21 protein-coding genes, 1 tRNA gene and 1 pseudogene are annotated in these 20,271 nt (G+C 63.0%); 11 read left to right on the top strand and 12 right to left on the bottom strand.

Features of this window, described 5'->3' with window-relative positions:
• Window positions 1-37: 37 nt before the first annotated feature.
• From NCT32_RS05100 to NCT32_RS05090, 3 genes are all read right to left on the bottom strand, one after another.
• Window positions 38-1,582 (bottom strand): peptide MFS transporter, encoded by a 1,545-nt coding sequence (locus NCT32_RS05100; RefSeq protein WP_061120111.1) that lies wholly within the window; start codon window positions 1,580-1,582, stop codon window positions 38-40.
• 525 nt (window positions 1,583-2,107) lie between these two features.
• Window positions 2,108-2,740, bottom strand: coding sequence for a LysE family translocator (locus NCT32_RS05095; RefSeq protein WP_061120112.1), 633 nt, complete (start codon window positions 2,738-2,740; stop codon window positions 2,108-2,110).
• 66 nt (window positions 2,741-2,806) lie between these two features.
• On the bottom strand, window positions 2,807-3,904 hold the full coding sequence (locus NCT32_RS05090) for a porin (RefSeq protein WP_061120158.1): 1,098 nt from the start codon (window positions 3,902-3,904) through the stop codon (window positions 2,807-2,809).
• A 289-nt stretch (window positions 3,905-4,193) separates the two neighbouring features.
• On the opposite strand from NCT32_RS05090, the gene NCT32_RS05085 reads away from it, so the two are divergent.
• Window positions 4,194-4,943 (top strand): SDR family oxidoreductase, encoded by a 750-nt coding sequence (locus NCT32_RS05085; protein WP_061120113.1) that lies wholly within the window; start codon window positions 4,194-4,196, stop codon window positions 4,941-4,943.
• A gap of 59 nt (window positions 4,944-5,002) precedes the next feature.
• On the opposite strand, the gene NCT32_RS05080 is transcribed toward NCT32_RS05085, so the two are convergent.
• Window positions 5,003-5,803, bottom strand: a complete 801-nt coding sequence (locus tag NCT32_RS05080; RefSeq protein WP_250476523.1) for a ribonuclease HI family protein — start codon at window positions 5,801-5,803, stop codon at window positions 5,003-5,005.
• On the opposite strand from NCT32_RS05080, the gene NCT32_RS05075 reads away from it, so the two are divergent.
• Window positions 5,795-6,301 carry a PRC-barrel domain-containing protein gene (locus tag NCT32_RS05075; protein ID WP_061120115.1) on the top strand — a complete coding sequence of 169 codons (507 nt, stop codon included), beginning with the start codon at window positions 5,795-5,797 and terminating at the stop codon, window positions 6,299-6,301. The genes NCT32_RS05080 and NCT32_RS05075 overlap by 9 nt on opposite strands.
• A gap of 52 nt (window positions 6,302-6,353) precedes the next feature.
• Here NCT32_RS05075 and NCT32_RS05070 read toward each other — a convergent pair whose 3' ends face one another.
• Complete coding sequence (locus tag NCT32_RS05070; RefSeq protein ID WP_061120116.1) at window positions 6,354-6,596, bottom strand: hypothetical protein; 243 nt, start codon at window positions 6,594-6,596, stop codon at window positions 6,354-6,356.
• Between the two features lie 85 nt (window positions 6,597-6,681).
• Here NCT32_RS05070 and NCT32_RS05065 point away from each other — a divergent pair, with 85 nt between their 5' ends.
• The gene (locus tag NCT32_RS05065) at window positions 6,682-6,906 is read left to right on the top strand and encodes a hypothetical protein (protein ID WP_061120117.1); all 225 of its coding nucleotides are present in this window, start codon (window positions 6,682-6,684) and stop codon (window positions 6,904-6,906) included.
• A 63-nt stretch (window positions 6,907-6,969) separates the two neighbouring features.
• Here NCT32_RS05065 and NCT32_RS05060 read toward each other — a convergent pair whose 3' ends face one another.
• Entirely contained in the window at window positions 6,970-7,707 is a 738-nt protein-coding gene (locus tag NCT32_RS05060) for a DUF2968 domain-containing protein (protein WP_250476522.1), read from the bottom strand.
• Between the two features lie 295 nt (window positions 7,708-8,002).
• The gene (locus NCT32_RS05055) at window positions 8,003-8,575 is read right to left on the bottom strand and encodes a hypothetical protein (protein WP_061120119.1); all 573 of its coding nucleotides are present in this window, start codon (window positions 8,573-8,575) and stop codon (window positions 8,003-8,005) included.
• Window positions 8,576-8,813: 238 nt separating this feature from the next.
• Between NCT32_RS05055 and NCT32_RS05050 the strand changes: the two genes are divergently transcribed.
• Together NCT32_RS05050 and NCT32_RS05045 are read left to right on the top strand one after the other, a co-directional pair.
• Window positions 8,814-9,089, top strand: coding sequence for a hypothetical protein (locus NCT32_RS05050; RefSeq protein WP_061120159.1), 276 nt, complete (start codon window positions 8,814-8,816; stop codon window positions 9,087-9,089).
• 155 nt (window positions 9,090-9,244) lie between these two features.
• Window positions 9,245-9,736, top strand: a complete 492-nt coding sequence (locus NCT32_RS05045; protein ID WP_061120120.1) for a hypothetical protein — start codon at window positions 9,245-9,247, stop codon at window positions 9,734-9,736.
• Window positions 9,737-9,747: 11 nt separating this feature from the next.
• Here the strand turns inward: NCT32_RS05045 and NCT32_RS05040 are convergent.
• Window positions 9,748-10,122 (bottom strand): annotated as a pseudogene (locus NCT32_RS05040) (inorganic phosphate transporter); the annotation flags it as partial.
• Between the two features lie 120 nt (window positions 10,123-10,242).
• Here NCT32_RS05040 and NCT32_RS05035 point away from each other — a divergent pair.
• The 3 genes from NCT32_RS05035 to NCT32_RS05025 all read left to right on the top strand — a co-directional run bounded on the left by NCT32_RS05035 (window position 10,243) and on the right by NCT32_RS05025 (window position 11,612).
• Window positions 10,243-10,719, top strand: coding sequence for a hypothetical protein (locus NCT32_RS05035; protein ID WP_250476519.1), 477 nt, complete (start codon window positions 10,243-10,245; stop codon window positions 10,717-10,719).
• Window positions 10,720-10,839: 120 nt separating this feature from the next.
• A complete protein-coding gene (locus NCT32_RS05030) occupies window positions 10,840-11,217 on the top strand; it encodes a hypothetical protein (protein ID WP_250476518.1) in 378 nt (125 codons plus the stop codon).
• 98 nt (window positions 11,218-11,315) lie between these two features.
• Window positions 11,316-11,612, top strand: a complete 297-nt coding sequence (locus NCT32_RS05025; RefSeq protein WP_061120124.1) for a hypothetical protein — start codon at window positions 11,316-11,318, stop codon at window positions 11,610-11,612.
• Between the two features lie 494 nt (window positions 11,613-12,106).
• Here NCT32_RS05025 and NCT32_RS05020 read toward each other — a convergent pair.
• From NCT32_RS05020 to acs, 4 genes are all read right to left on the bottom strand, one after another.
• Window positions 12,107-12,196 (bottom strand) — tRNA-Ser (locus tag NCT32_RS05020).
• Between the two features lie 43 nt (window positions 12,197-12,239).
• A complete protein-coding gene (locus NCT32_RS05015; RefSeq protein ID WP_061120125.1) occupies window positions 12,240-14,264 on the bottom strand; it encodes a sodium:solute symporter family protein in 2,025 nt (674 codons plus the stop codon).
• Window positions 14,261-14,584: a DUF4212 domain-containing protein gene (locus tag NCT32_RS05010; RefSeq protein WP_061120126.1), complete on the bottom strand. Its 324-nt coding sequence runs from the start codon at window positions 14,582-14,584 to the stop codon at window positions 14,261-14,263. The genes NCT32_RS05015 and NCT32_RS05010 overlap by 4 nt, the downstream gene beginning before the upstream one ends.
• 77 nt (window positions 14,585-14,661) lie before the next feature.
• Window positions 14,662-16,644: an acetate--CoA ligase gene (gene acs / locus NCT32_RS05005; RefSeq protein WP_061120127.1), complete on the bottom strand. Its 1,983-nt coding sequence runs from the start codon at window positions 16,642-16,644 to the stop codon at window positions 14,662-14,664.
• 333 nt (window positions 16,645-16,977) lie between these two features.
• Here acs and NCT32_RS05000 point away from each other — a divergent pair, with 333 nt between their 5' ends.
• From NCT32_RS05000 to NCT32_RS04990, 3 genes are all read left to right on the top strand, one after another.
• Complete coding sequence (locus tag NCT32_RS05000; protein ID WP_061120160.1) at window positions 16,978-17,904, top strand: DMT family transporter; 927 nt, start codon at window positions 16,978-16,980, stop codon at window positions 17,902-17,904.
• Window positions 17,905-18,074: 170 nt separating this feature from the next.
• Window positions 18,075-18,662 (top strand): TIGR00645 family protein, encoded by a 588-nt coding sequence (locus NCT32_RS04995; protein ID WP_061120128.1) that lies wholly within the window; start codon window positions 18,075-18,077, stop codon window positions 18,660-18,662.
• A gap of 49 nt (window positions 18,663-18,711) precedes the next feature.
• A complete protein-coding gene (locus tag NCT32_RS04990) occupies window positions 18,712-20,235 on the top strand; it encodes a fumarate hydratase (RefSeq protein ID WP_061120129.1) in 1,524 nt (507 codons plus the stop codon).
• Window positions 20,236-20,271: the final 36 nt, after the last annotated feature.

Raw genomic sequence — 20,271 nt, 5'->3', positions numbered from 1 at the left:
TGAAGAATTAAATTATAGACCGAAGCATTCATCGAAGTCAAACGTTGTTTGCACTCAATCGTGCCGCCGGCTGCGCACGCTCTTTCGCTACGGCGTTCACGGCCTCCTCCACAGCACGCTGATGCGCCCGCGACAGTCTGCCGAGCACGGGCAGGAGTGCCACGGCGACCGCCGCGCCGCCCGCCGCAAGCCAGCCGAGCCCGACGAACAGATGCGTGTAGAGCGGCAGCGATTGCAGCGGCTCGAGATTGCCCGACGGCATGCGCGCAAAGTTGGCCACGACGCTGCCGAGATACTGCGAAACGCCCGTCGCGACGAAATACGCGCCCATCATGAAACCGCTCATGCGGACCGGCACGTAACGCGCGATCATCGCGAGGCCGAGGCCCGACACGAGCAGTTCGCCAAGCGAATAAAGACCGTAGCCCGCCACCATGAACCACGAAGACACGCGCCCGTCGATCGCGTAACGTCCGCTCAGACCGAAGACGAAGAAACCGACCGCGACGACGACGAAGCCCAGTGCGTACTTCGCCGCCACGGGAATATCGCGGCCGCGGCGCGCCTGTCGCGTGTAGACGAACGCGAGGATCGGGCTCAGCAGCATGATCCAGATCGGGTTGAGCGCCTGGAACTGCGCGGCGCTCCATGTGAACAGCTCGACGCCGCCGATCGCGAACGACGGATCGACGTTGCGGAGCGCGAACAGCGTGAGCGACGTCGACATCTGCTGATAAAAGACGAAAAACAGAATGACCTGGAGCGTGAGGATCAGCGCGGCGACGAGCCCGGCGCGCTCGCTGCGGTCGCACTTCGTGAGCATGTAGCCGAAGATGCCCAGAATCGCGACGCCCGCCGCGTAGACGCACGCGACGGCCACCGCCTTGTGCTGCAGGACGAACACGGTCGATGCCGCGAGCGCGATGCCGCCCGCCGCCACCGCGAACGCGTGCTTCCAGCAAATGGGCTGATCGTCCGGCGCGGAGCCGATGTGCGCGAGCGTTCGACGCATCAACGCGAAATTGAGCAGGCCGAGCGCCATGCCGCCGCAGCACACGGCGAACGCGGCGTGCCAGCCCCAGTGATCCTTGATCCACGGCGTCGCGAGCATCGAGAAGGTCGAGCCGATGTTCACGGCCATGTAGTAGATCGTGAACGCGCTGTCGATGCGCGCATCGTCGCCCTCGTAGATGCGGCGCACGAGATTCGCCGCGTTCGATTTGAAAAGCCCGTTGCCGACGACGATCACGCCGAGCGACGCATACATGAAACCGAGCGTGTCGATGGGCAGCGCGAGCATCAGATAGCCGAGCGCGAGCACGATCCCGCCGGCGGTCATGGTGCGGCGCGCGCCGAGCACCTTGTCGCCGATCCAGCCGCCGATCGACGGCGCCGAAAACACGAGCGCGGTGAACGCGCCCCAGGTCAGGTTGGCGTGGTCATCGGCGAACCCGATCTTGTCGACCATGAACAGCACGAGCAACGCAGCCATGCCGTAATAGCCGAAGCGCTCCCACATTTCGATCAGAAAAACAGTCGTGAACGAGCGCGTCTGCGAGGTGCCGGACGAGTGAGTAAGCATCGGAGAAAATCCTTCGGACAACAATAAGCGAATCGGCGCAAACCAAGCTTCCGATCGCAAGAAATAACCAAATGAACGAGACGCGCGGATCAGGGCATGTGGCGATCGCGGGTGCGATTATCCGCGAGTAAAACTCAAAATTATCGCAGATTGCAGACGAATGTCTGCTTGCAATCAAGAGACGTGGCGGTGAAGCATATCGGGGAGGTGCGAGAGTTGCGCGCGCGACGCGGCCTGGCCGCATATGCAAGTGGTTGAACTTTTCATTGAACTTCTATTTTCCTGACGCGATTCTCGCGTGTGGCGAGAATCGATCGTTGCAGATATCGAACGCACCGAAGGGTCGCTTCACGCGCGTCGCTGGGTTCAGCGAAAAGCAAGCGTATTGCGATTCACGAGCGACGCATTTTGTTGTTATTTGTGATTCGGGTCACTCGCGGATAGCGCTAAGGACTTATTACGTCGTCATTCTCCATGAGTCAACGTAATAATCGGCGCGATTAATGCGATTTCGATACACGGGAATCAAGTCGCAGGGCGGCGTACGAATGCGAGCATGACACCGAAACAGATCATGAGCGCCCCGCTTACGCGATTGAACCAGACGAAGCTACGCGCGCCGCGCGAAAGCGAACCCAGGCGCGCACCCAGGGCGGCGTAAATGACGATCGCCACCAGTTCGAGCAGAAGGAACGTCGCGCCGAGGATCGCGAAGCTCGTCGCGTACGCGCTGCGATCGACGAACTGCGGGAAGAATGCGGTGAACACGAGTATCGCTTTCGGATTTCCGGCAGCGACCCAGAACTCCTGCTTGGTGAGCCGCGCGAGACTCACAGGGCCGCGCGCCACACCCTCTTCCTTGACGACGAGCGACGGCCCCGACCGCATCAGCTTCACGCCGATCCAGACGAGATAGGCCGCACCGGCCAGCTTGATCGCGGTGAAAAGGGTCTGCGACGCCAGCAGCAGCGCGCCGAGCCCCAGTCCCGCGATGGCGATCATGATCGCGAACGCGACGATCCGTCCCGACGACGCCAGCACCGAAGCGCGCACGCCATCGCGCGCGCCGTTCGACAGCGACAGAACGTTGTTCGGCCCGAACGCCATGTTGATAGCGAAGCATGCGGGCAGGAAGATCGAAAAGGTCTGGAGCGACATGGGGCACCTGCTGACCAGCGGAAAACAGACGGCTAAGTTATCACGCGCACGACGCCCTCAAAAGTCTCAGAAACGATGACGGATGCCCGTGCTCAGCATCAGTTGATTGCGGCCGCTCGACGGATCGTTGGTGTTGATGATCGCCGGCGCGCCCGACGACGCGCGCTGATAGATCGACTCGAGATACACGTCCGTGCGCTTGGACAGCAGATAGTCGACCTGCAACGCCCCCTCGTGCCAGTGCGCTCCGCCGCCGCTGGTGTAGACGTACATTCCCGACAACTGGATGGCCGGCGTCAGCTTGTAGATGCCATTGATCTCGTAGTTGTTGAGCGCGAGCGACGGCATCGCGTCGCCGGTGTCCGCATCGGTCACGCCGGAGTTGATCGCGCGGGAAAACGCGCCGCTCAGCGTGAATTCGCCCAACTCGTAGCTCATGCCAATGCCGAACGTGTTCTGCCGCTGTACGTTCGCGTTGAAGACCGTGTTGCCGGAGCCGGGCAGCGTAAGCGAATCGTATGCGCCGATCGTCGTGTTGCCGCGCCCGTTGTTGTGCAAGTAGGCCGCGCCCGCATTGAACGATCCGATCGAGTAGTTCGCCCCGACACTGTACGCGCGGTTGTCCGAGAACGCGCCCGCCTCGTTGGAGAACGCGTAGAGGCCACCGAAGCTGAAGCCGCCGTAATTCGCGCTGGTGTACTTGACGGAGTTCGAGGCAAGGAACGAGTTATTCGCGTTGTCGTTATCGAGCACGTGGGCGAACGCGGTGCCGCCCGTGTTGCCGGTGAGCGTGAAGGTCTGGAAATAATCGTGAATCGAATCGTACTGGCTGCCGAAGGTGACCGTTCCGAGCGTATCCGTGCCGATGCCGACATACATCGGATGGTCGTTGAGACCTTCGCCCGTCGCGACCGACAAGCCGCGCTCGAGCCGAAAGATTGCGCGCGCGCCGCCGCCCAGGTCCTCGGAACCTTGCAGTCCCCAGTAGCTGCCGTCGATGGTGCCGCTCGTCAGACGATACTGCGAGTGGCCGCCCACGTTGCTGGTATAAGCGACGCCGGCGTCGAGTTCGCCGTAGAGCTGCACCGAGCTCTGTGCCCAGACCGCCGCCGGCGAGCCGATGAGCATCGCGCATACCGCGACCGAAAACGCGAGCGAGCGCATGTCGGGCGCGGCGGCATGGCGGCCCTCGGCGATCGACGACGCAGTTCGGGACGCTTTGGGGCGGTTCGGCATGAAAGTCTCCAGCGGTTTTCGTTTCAAGTGGATTGTCAATTTTGCGACAGGGTTTGTCAGTCAGAAAAAAGTCCCGTCCCGCCGCTGTGTCCTGGAACCAACGTTCGACCGTTCTCGACGCGTTTTCATGTTGCCGGATCGTCGCGATTGGGCGTAGACGGCACGTGCAGGCGCATGCCGCTAGAATCGGACGACTTCAGCCAACCTCATCACGCCCATGCCCATGTCCAGTCAGATTCGCGCCATCCTCACCGGCCACACCCGCGGACTCGGCGCCGCGCTCGCGGAAGCTTTGCTCGCGCAAGGCGCCGACGTGCTTGCGATTTCCCGAAAGCGCAACGACGAACTCGCCGCGCGCCATCCCGGCCGGCTTCACGAAATCGAACTGGATCTGGCCGATCTGCCGAAACTCACCGAATGGCTGTCGGGTGAAACTTTGTCGGGCTTCGTCTCCGGAGCGGCGCGCGTGCTGCTCGTCAACAACGCGGGGATGCTCGCGCCGGTCGGCAGTCTCGCGGATCAAGAGCCGGCCGCCGTCGCGCGCGCGGTCAGCGTGAATGTGGCCGCCCCGCTGATGCTTGCCGCGGCCGTGGTCCAGGCGAGCGCGCAGGCCACGGATACGCGCATCGTCCATGTTTCCAGCGGCGCGGCACGCAACGCCTATCCCGGCTGGAGCATCTACTGCGCGACTAAGGCGGCGCTCGATCATCACGCGCGCGCGGTCGCACTCGACGGCAATCGCGCGCTGCGCATCTGCAGCGTCGCGCCGGGCGTCGTGGACACCGACATGCAAGCCGAAATCCGCGGCACGGGCCTCGACCGCTTTCCGATGCGCGAACGCTTCGACGCACTCAAGCGCGATGGCCAGCTCGCGACGCCCGAGGAGTCCGCGCGCAAGGTCGCCGACTATCTATTGAGCGATGCATTCGGCGATACGCCGACAGCGGATGTCCGCGATCTGAACTGACTTAAGCGATTATTGAATTTCGCAGCTTATGACTTTCTTATGGCGGACTTGAACCGCCATCAGGCCGCTTCGACCGCCGCGCGCGACGAACCGAGCGCCCCGCGCGATAGCGCGTCGGCGCGCACGTTGCGGGCGCGCGGTATCCACTGCAGCCGCACATCGCCGATCCGCGCGACAAGCTCGCGGACGCGCCCCGCATGGTGCGCAAGCGACCGAATGCCCGCGCCGTCCGGCGCGCTTGCGTCGTCGATCACGACACGGCTGTCGCCGTAGATCACCGCATCCGTGGCGCCTGCGCGCGCTGCCGCCTCCAGCACGGCGATCAGCGCGAGATATTCCGCCGCGCTGCTGTCGCCCGTGCCGGCGGCGACGCTGATCTCAATGGTTTCTCCCCGCGGCCCGACGAGCACGCCGCCGATCCCGAGCCGACCCGGGTTCGGCAGCGCAGAGCCGTCGAACCAGCCGCGCCATCCGTCGGCGTCGACCTCGGCATTACGCCGCTTCGCCTGGCCCGCGCGCTCGGCCCGAAGGCTTTCGCGCGAACGCAGCGCATCCGCGTGTCGGGTTTGCGCGGCGCGGCGCGCATCGATCAGATTGCGCAAGGACTGTCCGTCCGCCGCTTTCTCCAGTGTCCTGACGAGCGCCGCGTGCTCGGATATTCCCGCGCCCCTGGCGAGCCGCCGGCTCTGCATGCGCTCCTTCTTGTACGCGACGGCGAGCAGTTCCTCGAAAGCAATCATGGGCAGCGGCAGGATTGAACGAACCCGGAGCTTAGCAGACACGCGCGACGCGTCATGGGTACGGCCGTTGCTGATCGGAATGCGTCTACACAACCGGTCAAGGAGCGGATCATGATTCAATCGACCGAGCCGTCTTCGGCAGGCGCGAAGATCGTTGGCAAGGGCGCAGCGACAGCCGCGGGCCCCGGACCCGACGTCATGGCGGCGAGCACGCTCGACGGCAATTCAGTGATGAGCAGCGACGGCCACGACGTCGGCTCGCTCAAGGAAATCATGCTCGATGTGACGAGCGGACGCGTGGCGTATGCGGTGCTGTCGAGCGGCGGATTTCTCGGCATCGGCGACAAGCTGCTGGCCGTGCCCTGGAGCGCGCTCACGCTCGATACCGATAACCGCTGCTTCCGGATCGACGCAACAGCCGAACAGGTGCGCAACTCGCCGGGCTTCGACAAGGATTCGTGGCCGTCGATGGCCGACCGCGTCTGGGCGAGCACCGTGCATCAGCACTACGGACGCGAGCCGTACTGGTCGAACGACCGCGTGAGCGACGTCGGCCCGAGCGGCGCAATTCCGCCAGGCGGCGTGGATGCGCCGGAAGCGGGCGGCGTGAAGCTATAAACGCGGATCGCCGCGCAATGGCGGCAGGAAGGTGCAAAGGGCGTGCGCGCGTTCAATCGCGCGGACGCTCTCCGACTTGAATGTCGATGTTTTCGGTCTCGTCCATCAGCGCGCGCAGGACGTCGCCCGCGAAGTCCTCGATGGCGAAGTGCCATTCGAGCGAGCCGACCGGGAAGTCGTTGGGACTGCACTTGCCCTGCGCACGTCGAATCGCACCCACCGAGAGGCTCAGCGCGCGTGCGTGCTGAAAGTGTGGGTCGTCCGAGTCGAGGAACGGGAATTGATCTTTATCCATGACACCCTTAACGGTCCCGGCCGATGAAACTTTAGGCCAGCCTTGAACGCGCAATCGTTTGCGCACGTTTCGGCTTGAAGACGCCATGCAACCCTATCGAAATCTAGCCGGCAATTCGGGCGTCGAAGCATTCGACATCCTGCGCGACGGCATCAAGGTGCGCTTCGTCAGCGGCGGGACATACTTGTATGACTATCGCGTGCCCGGTCGCACGCGCGTCGAGGAAATGAAGCAACTCGCCCGCGCCGGACGCGGGCTCAGCACATACATTGCGAAGTTCGTTGCGGAGTATGCCGAAAGAATCGACTAGCTGCACGAAGGGGCGATTCTACGCGAGATCGGAACGTTTTCTTCGGATGAATCTGACGGAATGTCACCGTATGGGCGGCAGATGCGGCACGCTCTCGTTGATGGTCGCATCGAGTTGATGACGTTGGCGCTGTAGTTTGTTTAGTTGCGTCTGCGCGGCGACGCGTCGCCCTTCCAGTTGCGCGAGCGCCTTGCGCACTTCCTGCTGCTTGAGCGCGACTTCCTGATCCTGCTCGCCGCCTCGATGCAGATCGACACGCACGCGTTCGATCTGTGCCTCGGACTCCGCAATGAGACGCGAGAACTGCTCGTTCTGGGCCTCGAGATGCGCGCGCCGCATTTCGGCGTCGGCAAGACGCATTGCCTGTTCGACGAAATGCCGGAACGCCGGCTCCGCCGCGTCGATGTCGCCGGCCTTGAGCACCCGCCAGACGGCGCCCTCGTGATACAGCACGGCGTAATAAATCAGCTCGCGCGGATAAAACATCAGACTCGCGGAATATCCAAAGCTCTGAAATGTGCGAAACGTCGAAAGCGAGCCTTGCTGAACGAGCCATTCGACCTCGGCGAGTTGCGCAGCTTGCAACGCCTGCTTGCCGGATTGCTGAAGCGGAACCGCGGCAGGCCGCAGCGGCGTCACGCGCGTCGAAGACGGGGCTAACGGGACCTCTTCGTTCTTGGGCACGTCTTCCGCGTGAATTTCAGGCGCGGGGAAGCGGATTGGATTGTGCGCTTTCTGGCGCACCAGAAACGATGGCGCATTGTCGAGCAAGCTCCCTCTTCTGCTCAGCAGACTTTTCACGATGGCTCCCTGGCAGATCCATTTTCAGGACCCGCCGTCATGCAGTGACCTTGGCGGAAAACAGGACCGCAACATGTGTTATTCGAGTTTCCTGAATGCAGAACGCGATTATTCTGCATGACGAACGACGGCCATTAGTTTTCGATCCAGTAAGCCGTCGAATGAAGTATAGGCAATACCCCCGCCGTTTCAAACGAAGTGCAATGAAACGCCGATGCGGTATGCGGGTCCGACAAGTAATACACCATAAAACCTAAAGCGACGAAATCAGAACGCGACGAATAATGGCCGAACTTCACGAGTGACGATAAGACGCCTGCGTGCCGCTCATTCTCAACTTTGCGATCTGGGCGGAGCGCGCTTTCGACATCAGCGCGACCATGCGCATGATCCTGATGCCCTGTATGCCGCACGCAATGCCCGGCGTATTGGCGACCCGGGATTCCAGCGTGCCCATCACGCCGTGCAGGTCGATGATCGGGGCGGGCGTGCCGGCTCTGCCAGTGGCCACGAAAGACTTCTGCACGGGCGCACGAGGCACCTGCGGCTCCGGTCGATTTTCCGTGAAGAAGTCGGAAAGAACAGCGGGCGTTTCGAAACGATGCGTTCCTTCGTCGCGATCCTGAAAAAATTTGTGAATCGATTCGAGATAGTGAATCGGCGCCTGCTCCGCGCGCCGGGCAATTGCCGCGCAGCGTTGCAGTTTCCAGTTTTCTCGCTGGCTGACCGACGCGATCAAATCCGCGATACGGATACGCAACTCCGCCTCGCGGCGCGTGATCAACGCGCCCACCATCTGCGCTTCTTCGCCCGACGGTTCGGGCAAACGATCGCGCCATTCCAGTAAATCGTTCAATGTGATCGACATGAAATACTCCGTGGCGTTCAGCCCTTTGAGTCGGATTCAGTGAGTTCGAGATTGTTTGGATCGCGAATTGTAATAGACCGCGCCCTTGATTGCCTGTTGAATATGCTATCCGTTTATCGGCCTTTATCGTCGTTTCAGACATAAATAAGGACAATCCTAATGCGACTTCAGCGCGGCACGTTCGATGCTAACAAGAATGCAAGCGGCGCGACTGGCGCCGACCTCAAAGGAGACGGATATGAGAACCCCCATGATGATCGCCGGCGCGCTTCTCGCGCTCGCCAGCACTGCGGCGCTTTCGCAGGAAATGTCACGCGATCAGTTGATGCAGCGCCAGCAGCAAATGCAGCCAGGCAAGAGCGAGCCGATGCCGAGTCCGCGCACGGGCGATGCGTCGCAAGGCGGCGTGCAGTCCGGCACATCGGGCAGCGGCACGCTCATGCAGCAACGCGAACAAGGCATGTCGCCGAATCAGTCGCAGGGGTCGCAATCGACCGGGACGATAAAGCAATAACCCGGCAGATGTTTTTGTCCACGACGCCGGCCGCGCGCCGGCGCTTTTGCGGGGACGCGGTCCACTGTCCGGGCGACCCGCGTTCCCCCGTGCGACCGGGAATGCGCGCCTAAAAACCGTATATACTGTTTTCTCCACACATGAGGAGAAAACGGATGAGTACACCGCAAGTCAAGGCACCGACCAGGAAGGCGTTCCCTTCCCCGAACCGCGCCGCTGACAAGACCGAGGCTCCCGGGAAAGTGGACAAAAACACAGGCAAGAAAACGCATACAAAGGCCGCCGCGACGCCGAAGACTACGAAGAAACCACCCGCGAAAGCGCCCGCCGCAAAGCCGGCCGCGAAGACCTCTTCGGTCGAAGCCGCCGCAGCGAAGAAGACCGTCGAGAGTCAGCCCAAGTCCGACGCAAAACCCAGACGCGTGAAAAAGGAAAAGGTCGTGCGCGACAGCTTCACGATGCCTAAATCGGACTACGCGAAGATCGCCACGCTCAAGGAGAAGTGCCAGAAGAACGGCGTGCGCGTGAAGAAGAGCGAACTTCTGCGCGCCGCGCTGGCTATGCTCGACGCCGCGCCCGAAAAGCGTCTCATCGAAGCGATCAAAGCGCTCGAAACGGTCAAGACCGGCCGCCCTGCGAACGCCTGAACTTCCAGGCCTCAGAAGAGATGTCGGAAGGCCCAGTAAAGGCCGGCCGCCAGCGCGATCGAGGCCGGGAGCCTCAACACCCACGCGAGCACGAGGCTGCGCACAGTGCTCCATTGCAGCCCCGACCCGTTGGCGGCCATCGTCCCCGCGACGCCCGAAGACAGCACGTGCGTCGTCGAGACCGGCAGGCCGCAGGCATCCGCCGCGCCAATCGTTAGCATCGCCACCATTTCAGCCGACGCGCCCTGCCCGTACGTCAAATGCTGCTTGCCGATCTTCTCGCCCACGGTTACGACGATGCGCTTCCAGCCGACCATCGTGCCGAGGCCGAGCGCGATCGCCACCGCGACCTTCACCCACGTGGGAATGAACTTCGTTGCGTGATCGAATGCAATTTCGTCGCCGCTTCTTTGATGCCGCGCAATGTTATGACGATGCCCGCGCTCGAGCACCGGCGCGAAAAGCTCGAGCAGGCAACGATGGCGCAACTGCTCGCGGCGCAGGCCGTGCTTGTGCGACTCCACGACGTGCCCGCGGGCGAGGCAGCGTTGCGGCGTGTCGCGCCGGCGCTGCAAGACAAGGACGCCGTCGACGAAGCGGTGCGCTGGCTCGACAAGACAGCCCGCGACGAATCGCGCGCGGCGCTCAGGCGCCTGCGCTCGCTGCCTCGTTCGGCCTCGCGCGCCGTCCTTTCGTCCATCTCCGCGCGGCGGCTGCGCCCCATCCATCCGGCGGCCGCCGTCATCGGGGTTTCGCGGCTGCCGATGCATCGGCATCCTGAGCGGATGGCTGTCGCGCAGGGCGACGCCTTCCGTCATCGATACCCGCAAAGGAGCTTCGCCATGTACTTCGGGACACTGGTCACGTCGGCGCGTGACGATCGAGAAAACGCGACCTGGCAGCGCGACATGGATGCGTCGCGCGTCGTCGCGCCGGGCCGCTGGCGCGCTTTCTGGCGTACGCTCGTGCGACGCTTTGCGTGAGCAATCGCATACGAAGGTAAAGGATCGTCGCGCGCAGGGGTAATAGGATTCGTCCGAGCGTTTTTTACCGCTGAAGCCGCTTAAATGCAGCCCTTCTGTTCTTTGCAAGAGACTCACAAGATGAAGGAACTGCAGATTTCCGTCGACGCAAACGGCTACGTCACGCTTTCGCAATCGGTGCAGATCAGCGAGCATTGCGCCAACCGCGCCCGGCTGCTCATGTCGCTCGTGAATATCGTTTCGGCGCCCGGCGGTTTCGAACAACTCTGCTCGTATCCCGAATCGATGCGCCGCGACATTCTGAATCTGATGCGTTCGGTCGCGGAGGAGCAGTTGCCGCTCATCGCCGCCCTCGAGGAACACGCGGCGAAATCGGATTATGAGCGAGGCGCCCAAGCCGCGCGCGAAGTTCTGATTCACGAGGCGCAGGCCGCGAACGCCGCCTTGCACTACGACGCCGAAAACCAGACCGCTCAGATGATCATGACCTCGCACTGAGCTTTTTTCACCTCGCTCGCGTGTCGCCAGGGACGCGAACGGGATCGATCCGATGCCCGTGCCCCGCACGGGCTTTTCCTCTACACCGGGCACACGGCATGCCGCGCCTGCACCGTTTCGCGATGCCGTACCGTCAAACCAACATCACAGCCATGCGAACACCCAGCATTATCCTGATACCGGTCGCCGTGGCGCTCTTTTCGAGCGCCGCACCCGCCAGCGCGCGATACACCGAGCACTGGGTATCCAGCGCGGAAGTCGTCCGCAACCCGCAAAAGTCTGTTGCACCGCAGAAAATCAAGCACACGGCGCACAAGGCACCCGTTCAGACCGCAGTGAACACACCGGACGACGATCCGATTGCGGCGTTCGCCCGGAAACCGGCGCGCCGCTGAGTCGTACCGCGGCTGAAAGGTTCGTCGCTCACATAACGCGACTAATCCGATTCCTTTCTTCCCCGCATCGACTATCCTTCTGAATGTCGTAAGAGGTGGGTTGCATGGGCCGCTGCGCCCTGCCATGTGCGAGAGTTCATCGAGCATTATTAGAGGCGCAGCCATACCGGCGCCCACTACTCTTACGACATCGATTTTCGGCCTTTCTCTCTTTCCCCCAGTCCTTGTCAATAGCGTGCCCGCCTTGCTATGACCGCGCGCGCCGTTCGTCTTGCGTAGTTATCCGAATTTTCGAATTATCAAGTGAGTCGTCGATAATGCGCGCTCGCAGATGCGGGGACGAGCCAAGAAAACGATGAAAGTGGGCAGGGTTGCAGGTGGGAACCAAGCGAACGCTGCTGTGCTGATGGGTCGCGTCTGTGTTCGCGTCTGGCTTATGCACATCGAAATCAATGCGCGTAAAAAAGCCCTTGATGATCAAGGGCTTAAGATTCTGGCGGAGAGAGGGGGATTCGAACCCCCGATAGGTTTTACCCTATACACGCTTTCCAGGCGTGCGACTTAAACCACTCATCCATCTCTCCGGAAGACCGCGATTATACCAACTTCCCGCGCGTGCGCCAGCCCCTATGGATGACGAATGTAATCGACGAGCGCGCGCGTGTACGCATCGGGCTTGCGGTCCAGAAGACTGACCGCGATCGCCACCGCGAACCCCGCCGGCACGCCGAATACGCCCGAACTGATCGGCTCGATGCCGAACCAGCGTGGCCCCGCGAAACCCGTCAGCTGCACGAAGAACGGATACGTCGACACGATGTAGTACACGCACACGACGAGCCCCGCAATCATCCCCGCGACGACGCCGCGCTGCGTCGTCCGCTTCCAGAACACGCCGAGCACGAGCGCCGGAAAGAGACTCGACGCCGCAAGAGAAAACGCCGCGCCCACGAGAAACAAAATGTTGCCCTCATTGAGCGACGCCACATACGAAGCCAGCAAAGCCACGCCCAGCAGCAGAATCTTGGAGATCGTCACGCGCCGCTGGCTGGTTGCGTGGCGATCGACCATGCAGTAGTAAACGTCGTGCGACAGCGCGTTGGCGATCGTGAGCAGCAGGCCGTCCGCCGTCGAGAGCGCGGCCGCCAGCGCGCCCGCCGCGATCAGGCCGGAGATCACATACGGCAATCCGGCAATCTCGGGCGCCGCGAGCACCACCATGTCCGGCTGCATCTGGATGCCGGCCCAGCGCACGATGCCGTCGCCGTTCACATCGCTGATACGGATCAGATACGGCTCCACGCGCCGCCACTGCGTGACCCACTGCGGCAGATCCGCGAAGCGATGACCGACCAGTCCCGTCAATATCTCGTGCTTGATCAGCACGGCGAGCACCGGCACCGTCAAATAAAAGAGCGCGACGAAGAACAGTGTCCAGCCGACCGAACGCCGCGCAGACGAGACCGACGTCGTCGTGTTATAGCGCGTCAGGATGTGGGGCAGGCTCGCCGTGCCGATCGACAGGCACAAGAGCAACGACAGGAAGTTCACCTGATGCACGCGCGGACTTTCGTCGACGGAAGAGCCGGGCGCGAACGCCTCGGTCATCGGCACGGGCGCGGCGAGGCGATCGATCAGCGCGTCGCGTTCGCGCGACCATTTGGCTTGCGCATCGGCGGGATCGCGCGGAAACGCCGCGAGCTCGCGCTCACGCTCGTTGATCTCGCGCAGCGGGCTGTTGTGCCGCCGCAATTCGGCAATCTCGGCAACGAGCCGCGCATGCTCGTCGTGGAACGACCGCGGCAACGCGTCGATGCGCTGCTGAATCCGCGCGGCCTGACGCTGATAATCGGCACGCACGCGCGCTTCCTCGGGTGAGACGGCGACGGCCCGCTCGAGCGCTTCGACGCGCTCCATCACGCGCCCATAGTTGAATTGCGGAAACCAGCCCAGCCCTTCGCGATGGGCGATCATCGACACCGGAATCAGCATCGCGCTGATGAGGATGATGTATTGCGCGACCTGCGTCCATGTCACCGCGCGCATCCCGCCCAGAAACGAGCACACGAGAATGCCCGCGAGGCCGCAGAAGATGCCGATCGAAAACTCGATGCCGATGAAGCGCGACGCGATCAATCCGATGCCCTGGATCTGCGCGACCAGGTACACGAACGAACAGAGAATCGCCGCGACCGCCGCGAGCGCGCGCACGAGATTGCTGGAGAAGCGCGTGCCGAGAAAATCGGGGATCGTGTAGCGCGCGAGCTTGCGCACGTAGGGCGCGAGCAGGAACGCGACGAGGCAGTAGCCGCCCGTCCAGCCCATCACATAGGCGAGGCCATCGTAGCCGCTCGCGTAGATCGAGCCCGCCAGACCGATGAACGACGCGGCCGAGAGCCAGTCCGCGGCGGTCGCCATGCCATTGAACGCGGACGGCACGCGCCGCCCGGCCACATAGTATTCGACGAGATCGGACGTGCGCGACAGGAGTCCGATCACCGCATACACCGCGATCGGCACGAACAGGAACACGTAGCCGATCCACATGCCCGGCCCCGTCGTGCGCTCGATGCGCTCCATCAGGAAGATGAAAAGCAAAAAGCCGAGCGTATAGAGCGCGTAGGAAAGGATGAGCCGGTTCGTGAGCTTCATGCCGCGTCGCCCTGTTCCGATCGGGCGGCGCGCAGCAAACGCGCATCGGCGACTTGCATCAGCACGATATAGACGAGGATCAGCGCGACATAGACGAGAATCGCGCCCTGCGCGCCGAAGTAGAACGGCAGCGGAAAGCCCGCAACGCGCGCGTGCTGGAAACGCTGCGCGAAAAGCGGCACGCCGAAGGAGACGACAAAGCCGATCGTCATCAGCACGGCAATCAGCGCGACGTTGAAACGCCAGTAGCGTCGATGCGCGCGCGCCATCGCCGCCGATACGGGCGGCGGTGCGGCGGGCGTCGGGGAGAAATCGGACATGCGGCTTTTTAACAAAACCGCATGGCATCGGCAATAAGGATCGACCGCGCCCGCATCGGGCAGCGGCCGTCGCGAGATCAGCGCGCTTCGCCGAGCTGATCGAGGATGGCGGGGTTTTCCAGCGTCGACACGTCCTGCGTGATTTCCTCGCCCTTCGCGAGCGAGCGCAAGAGGCGACGCATGATCTTGCCCGAGCGCGTCTTCGGCAGGTTCTCGCCGAAGCGGATGTCCTTCGGCTTCGCAATCGGGCCGATTTCCTTGCCGACCCAGTTGCGCAACTCGGTCGCGATCTGCTTCGCTTCGTCGCCCTCCGGACGCGTGCGCTTCAGCACGACGAACGCGACCACGGCTTCACCCGTCGTATCGTCCGGCCGGCCGACGACCGCCGCTTCCGCGACCATCGGATTGGCGACCAGCGCCGACTCGATTTCCATCGTGCCGAGACGGTGACCGGAGACGTTCAGCACGTCGTCGATACGGCCCATGATCGTGAAGTAGCCGGTCTGCTTGTCGCGCACCGCGCCGTCGCCGGCGAGATACAGCTTCCCGCCGAGTTCCTCGGGGAAGTAGCTCGTCTGATAGCGCTTCGGATCGCCCCAGACGTTGCGCAGCATGGACGGCCAGGGGCGCTTCACGACCAGAATGCCGCCCTGCCCGTTCGGCACGTCCTGGCCGGTCTCATCGACGATCGCCGCCATGATGCCCGGCAACGGCAGCGTGCACGATCCCGGCACGAGCGGCGTCGCGCCCGGCAGCGGCGTGATCATGTGGCCGCCGGTTTCGGTCTGCCACCATGTATCGACGATCGGGCATTGCCCCTTGCCGACGTTCTCGTGATACCACATCCACGCTTCCGGATTGATCGGCTCGCCCACGGTGCCGAGAATGCGCAGCGTCGACAGGTCGAAACTCTTCGGATGCACCTTCTCGTCCGCTTCCGACGCCTTGATGAGCGAGCGGATGGCCGTGGGCGCCGTGTAGAAGATCGTGACCTTGTGGCGCGCGATCATCTCCCAGAAACGGCCCGCGTGCGGATATGTCGGCACGCCTTCGAACATCACCTGCGTCGCGCCGATCGCGAGCGGTCCATAGGCGATGTAGCTGTGCCCGGTAATCCAGCCGATATCCGCCGTGCACCAGAAGACATCGCCCGGTTTCACGTCGAAGGTCCACTTCATCGTCTGCGCGGCCCACAGCAGGATGCCCGCCGTGCTGTGCTGCACGCCCTTGGGCTTGCCCGTCGAACCCGACGTATAGAGGATGAAGAGCGGATGCTCCGCGCTCACCCACTCCGGCTCGCACTTCGCCGGTTCGTTCTCGACGAGCTCGTGCAGCCACACGTCGCGGCCTTCGGTCCATGCGACCTTGCCGCCCGTGCGGCGATACACGATGACGTCCTTCACTTTCTCGCAGCCGCCCGCGGCGAGCGCTTCGTCGGCGATGCTCTTCAACGGCAGGGCCTTGCCGCCGCGCATCTGCTCGTCGGCGGTGATGAGCGCGACCGCCCCGACATCGACGAGACGTTCGTTGAGGGACTTCGACGAGAAGCCGCCGAACACGACCGAATGCGTGGCTCCAATGCGCACACACGCCTGCATCGCGACCACGCCTTCCACCGACATCGGCAGATAGATCACCACGCGGTCGCCTTTCTTGACGCCGCGCTTCTTGAGCGCATTGGCGAGGCGGCAGACGCGCTCGAGCAGCTCCGCATAGGTGACGTTGGTGACGGTGCCGTCGTCGGCTTCGAAAATGATCGCGTTCTCGTTGCCACGCCCCGCTTCGACGTGACGGTCGAGACAGTTGTACGACGCATTGAGCTCGCCGTCCTCGAACCACGTGTAGAACGGCGCCTTCGATTCGTCCAGCACCTTCGTGAAGGGCTTGTGCCAGGCGAGCGTCTCGCGCGCGACGCGCGCCCAGAAGCCTTCGTAATCACGCTCCGCTTCCGCTACAAGCGCCTTGTAGGCGTCCATGCCGGAGATTGCGGCGCCCGCAGTTGCCTTGGCTGACGGCGGGAACACACGTTTTTCCTGAAGAACCGATTCGATCGCAGACATCGACAACCTCTCCTGATGGTGTTTCCAAAATCCGGCGGCGCGCACATCGCTGAATGGGTTGCGTGCGCCGCATGTTTATGAGGTTCGAACGCGGGATGCGCGCGGCGTTCCCGTGTCCGACCTTGTCTCCTTGAACCGTGCCGGGGCGGCACGAACAGCATGTCAGGTCACATTCGCGCGCCCATGACATCCTGCATTGATTTCAAGATAAGCCGTTGAACTTACCCGCTTCTTACGTGGCCGATCCAACGGGCACGGGGTATACACGGAGTCCGCGGGGCTTCTACAATGCGTCCCCACAATCGTAACTGAACTATGCGCGCGGTATCCAGCTTGAATCGCTACGCCCTCTTACTCATCGGCGCCATGCTGCTCGTCGGAAGCAACGTCGGCATCGGCAAGTCGATCGTCGCTTTCGTTCCCGTGCCGCTCTTCGCCCTGCTGCGCTTCGTGATTGCGCTGGCGGTGCTCTGGCCGCTCCTGCGCTGGTCGAAGATGAAGCGCGTCGCGCGCGGCGAGTGGATCAATCTTTTCCTGCAGGCGTTGTTCGGCACGTTCGGATTCACGTTGCTGATGCTCAACGGCGTCGCGCGCACGAGCGCGGTCGCGGCGGGCGTCATCACGAGCACGATCCCGGCCGTGGTCGCGCTCTTCGCGTGGATCTTCCTGAAAGAGAAGCCGGGCGGCCGCGCGCTCGCGTCGATCGGGCTGGCTATCGCGGGCGTGCTCGTCATCAACGTCGCTCAGGCCGGCGACACGGGCGCGAGCTCGTTGCCCGGCAATCTGATGGTGCTCGGCGCGGTGTGCTGCGAATCGCTTTACGTGATCCTGTCGCGCCGTCTCACGCAGACGCTGCCCGCCATCGACATCTGCGCGTACACGCACGCCATCGGTCTGCTGCTGATGCTGCCCGTCGTCGGATCGGGCGCGACCTCGCTCGCGCACTTCGACTGGGCCAGCGTCGCCTGGGACACGTGGGCGCTCGTCTTATGGTATGGACTCTCCGCCAGTGTCTTCTCCTTCTGGCTGTGGATGAAAGGCATACGTCACGTCGACGGCAGTCTCGCCGGCGTGTTCTGTGCCGTTCTGCCCGTCGCGGCGGCGCTCTACGGCATCGCTTTCCTCGACGAGCGGCCGACGCTCGCGCACGGCGTCGCGCTCGCGTGTGTCGTGACGGGCATCGCGCTCGCGAGCCTCAAACCGCGCTCCGCCGGCTCCGTGCCGCGGGAAACGGTCCTTCAGGAACGGCTCAACCGTTAAGCGAATTCTGAAAGCTTTCGGCAGGCGCGCCGGGTGACGCGCTACAATAACGGGCTTCCTGACACCGCAATTGCGCTCAAGCGCGCGTTTGCCGGCGCATCGCACGTTTTGTTCGTCATATTCGCCTGTCATCGTGTCCGGTCCGACCTGCCTCGACTGAAAAGCCGCCCATGTCCGCTCCCAAGCATTCTCCCGCCTCGCCCCCTCAGTCCGGCTCGATGAAAGTGCTGCCGAAAGTCATCTTCATGAGCCGCTGGCTCCAGGTGCCGCTCTACCTGGGCCTCATCGTCGCGCAAGGCGTCTACGTCGTGCTGTTCCTGAAGGAAGTGTGGCACCTCGTCACGCACGCAATGACGCTCGACGAAACCAACATCATGCTCGTGGTCCTCGGCCTGATCGACGTGGTGATGATCTCCAATCTGCTCATCATGGTGATCGTCGGCGGGTATGAGACTTTCGTGTCGCGCCTCGGCGTCGAAGGTCATCCCGACGAACCCGAGTGGCTCGATCACGTCAACGCGGGCGTGCTGAAAGTGAAGCTGTCGATGGCGCTCATCAGCATCTCGTCGATCCACCTGCTGAAAACCTTCATCAACCCTGACCAGCACACGTTCCACACGGTGTTGTGGCAGGTTGTCATCCACGTCGCGTTCCTCGTTTCCGCGCTCATCATGGCGTACGTCGACCGGCTGACCACGCACACGCATCCGAAGCACTTTCACAGCGAGACCATCGCGCCCCGAAGCGCGCTCGACTGAAGCGTCCGATAGAACGCACGCAAAAATTTCGTCCCCCAGAGCCCAAGCCATGACCGTCATCAAGCAGGAAGACCTGATTCAGAGCATCGCCGATTCGCTGCAATACATCAGCTACTACCATCCGCTCGACTACATTCAGGCGCTCGGCCGCGCCTACGAGCTGGAAGAGAGCCCCGCCGCGAAAGACGCGATCGCGCAGATCCTGACCAACAGCCGCATGTGCGCCGAAGGCAAGCGCCCGATCTGCCAGGATACGGGCATCGTCACGGTGTTCGTGAAAGTGGGCATGGATGTGCGCTGGGACGGCGCGACGATGTCGGTCACCGACATGATCAACGAAGGCGTGCGCCGCGGTTACCTGAACCCGGACAACGTGCTGCGCGCATCGATCGTAAGTCCGCCCGAAGGCGGCCGCAAGAACACGAAGGACAACACGCCGGCCGTGATCCACTACGAGATCGTGCCGGGCGACAAGGTCGACGTCCAGGTCGCGGCCAAGGGCGGCGGCTCGGAGAACAAGTCGAAGTTCGCGATGCTGAATCCGTCGGATTCGATCGTCGACTGGATTCTGAAGACCGTGCCGACGATGGGCGCCGGCTGGTGCCCGCCGGGGATGCTCGGCATCGGCATTGGCGGCACTGCTGAAAAGGCGATGGTCATGGCGAAGGAATCGCTGATGGACCCGATCGATATTCAGGACGTCATCGCGCGCGGACCGCAGGACTGGATCGAAGAATTGCGCGTCGAACTGCACGAGAAAGTGAACGCGCTCGGCATCGGCGCGCAAGGTCTCGGCGGCCTCGCGACCGTGCTCGACGTGAAGATCATGGCGGCGCCGACGCACGCGGCGTCGAAGCCCATCGCGATCATCCCGAACTGCGCGGCCACGCGCCACGCGCACTTCACGCTCGACGGCTCGGGCGCGGCGAAGCTCGAAGCGCCGCCGCTCGACGCATGGCCGAAGGTCACCTGGGCGCCGAACACGGAAACCAGCAAGCGCATCGATCTGAACACGCTGACGCCGGAAGAAGTCGCGTCGTGGAAGCCGGGTCAGACGCTGCTCCTGTCGGGCAAGATGCTGACGGGCCGCGACGCCGCGCACAAGCGCATCGCCGACATGCTCGCCAAGGGCGAAAAGCTGCCGGTGGATTTCACGAACCGCGTGATTTACTACGTCGGTCCGGTGGATCCGGTGCGCGACGAAGCCGTCGGCCCGGCGGGCCCGACCACGGCCACCCGCATGGACAAGTTCACCGAGATGATGCTCGCGCAAACCGGCCTCATCTCGATGATCGGCAAGGCCGAGCGCGGCCCGGTCGCGATCGAGGCGATCAAGAATCACAAGGCCGCGTATCTGATGGCGGTCGGCGGCGCGGCGTATCTCGTATCAAAGGCGATCCGCGAGGCGAAGGTGCTCGCGTTCGAAGACCTCGGCATGGAAGCGATCTATGAATTCGACGTGCAGGACATGCCGGTGACGGTCGCCGTCGATTCGACCGGCACGTCGGTCCACAAGACGGGCCCCGCAGAATGGCAGGCGAAGATCGGCAAAATTCCGGTCGCGACGGCTTGATTGCCGCTTGACGGCGGTTTGCCACCGCTACTGATG

Origin of the sequence: Caballeronia sp. INML2 (genome assembly GCF_023631365.1) — a bacterium.
GTDB classification, from domain to species: Bacteria; Pseudomonadota; Gammaproteobacteria; order Burkholderiales; family Burkholderiaceae; genus Caballeronia; species Caballeronia turbans.
The sequence above is the reverse complement of the archived record's forward strand: the minus strand, read 5'-3'. Positions and strand labels throughout refer to the sequence as shown.

Bases quoted from the DNA above. Each gene is read 5' to 3' on its own strand.
- NCT32_RS05100 (WP_061120111.1), bottom strand. From the start codon at position 1,582: ATGCTTACTCACTCGTCCGGCACCTCGCAGACGCGCTCGTTCACGACT.
- NCT32_RS05095 (WP_061120112.1), bottom strand. From the start codon at position 2,740: ATGTCGCTCCAGACCTTTTCGATCTTCCTGCCCGCATGCTTCGCTATC.
- NCT32_RS05090 (WP_061120158.1), bottom strand. From the start codon at position 3,904: ATGCGCTCGCTCGCGTTTTCGGTCGCGGTATGCGCGATGCTCATCGGC.
- NCT32_RS05085 (WP_061120113.1), top strand. From the start codon at position 4,194: ATGCCCATGTCCAGTCAGATTCGCGCCATCCTCACCGGCCACACCCGC.
- NCT32_RS05075 (WP_061120115.1), top strand. From the start codon at position 5,795: ATGATTCAATCGACCGAGCCGTCTTCGGCAGGCGCGAAGATCGTTGGC.
- NCT32_RS05070 (WP_061120116.1), bottom strand. From the start codon at position 6,596: ATGGATAAAGATCAATTCCCGTTCCTCGACTCGGACGACCCACACTTT.
- NCT32_RS05065 (WP_061120117.1), top strand. From the start codon at position 6,682: ATGCAACCCTATCGAAATCTAGCCGGCAATTCGGGCGTCGAAGCATTC.
- NCT32_RS05055 (WP_061120119.1), bottom strand. From the start codon at position 8,575: ATGTCGATCACATTGAACGATTTACTGGAATGGCGCGATCGTTTGCCC.
- NCT32_RS05050 (WP_061120159.1), top strand. From the start codon at position 8,814: ATGAGAACCCCCATGATGATCGCCGGCGCGCTTCTCGCGCTCGCCAGC.
- NCT32_RS05045 (WP_061120120.1), top strand. From the start codon at position 9,245: ATGAGTACACCGCAAGTCAAGGCACCGACCAGGAAGGCGTTCCCTTCC.
- NCT32_RS05030 (WP_250476518.1), top strand. From the start codon at position 10,840: ATGAAGGAACTGCAGATTTCCGTCGACGCAAACGGCTACGTCACGCTT.
- NCT32_RS05025 (WP_061120124.1), top strand. From the start codon at position 11,316: ATGCCGCGCCTGCACCGTTTCGCGATGCCGTACCGTCAAACCAACATC.
- NCT32_RS05015 (WP_061120125.1), bottom strand. From the start codon at position 14,264: ATGAAGCTCACGAACCGGCTCATCCTTTCCTACGCGCTCTATACGCTC.
- NCT32_RS05010 (WP_061120126.1), bottom strand. From the start codon at position 14,584: ATGTCCGATTTCTCCCCGACGCCCGCCGCACCGCCGCCCGTATCGGCG.
- acs (WP_061120127.1), bottom strand. From the start codon at position 16,644: ATGTCTGCGATCGAATCGGTTCTTCAGGAAAAACGTGTGTTCCCGCCG.
- NCT32_RS04995 (WP_061120128.1), top strand. From the start codon at position 18,075: ATGTCCGCTCCCAAGCATTCTCCCGCCTCGCCCCCTCAGTCCGGCTCG.
- NCT32_RS04990 (WP_061120129.1), top strand. From the start codon at position 18,712: ATGACCGTCATCAAGCAGGAAGACCTGATTCAGAGCATCGCCGATTCG.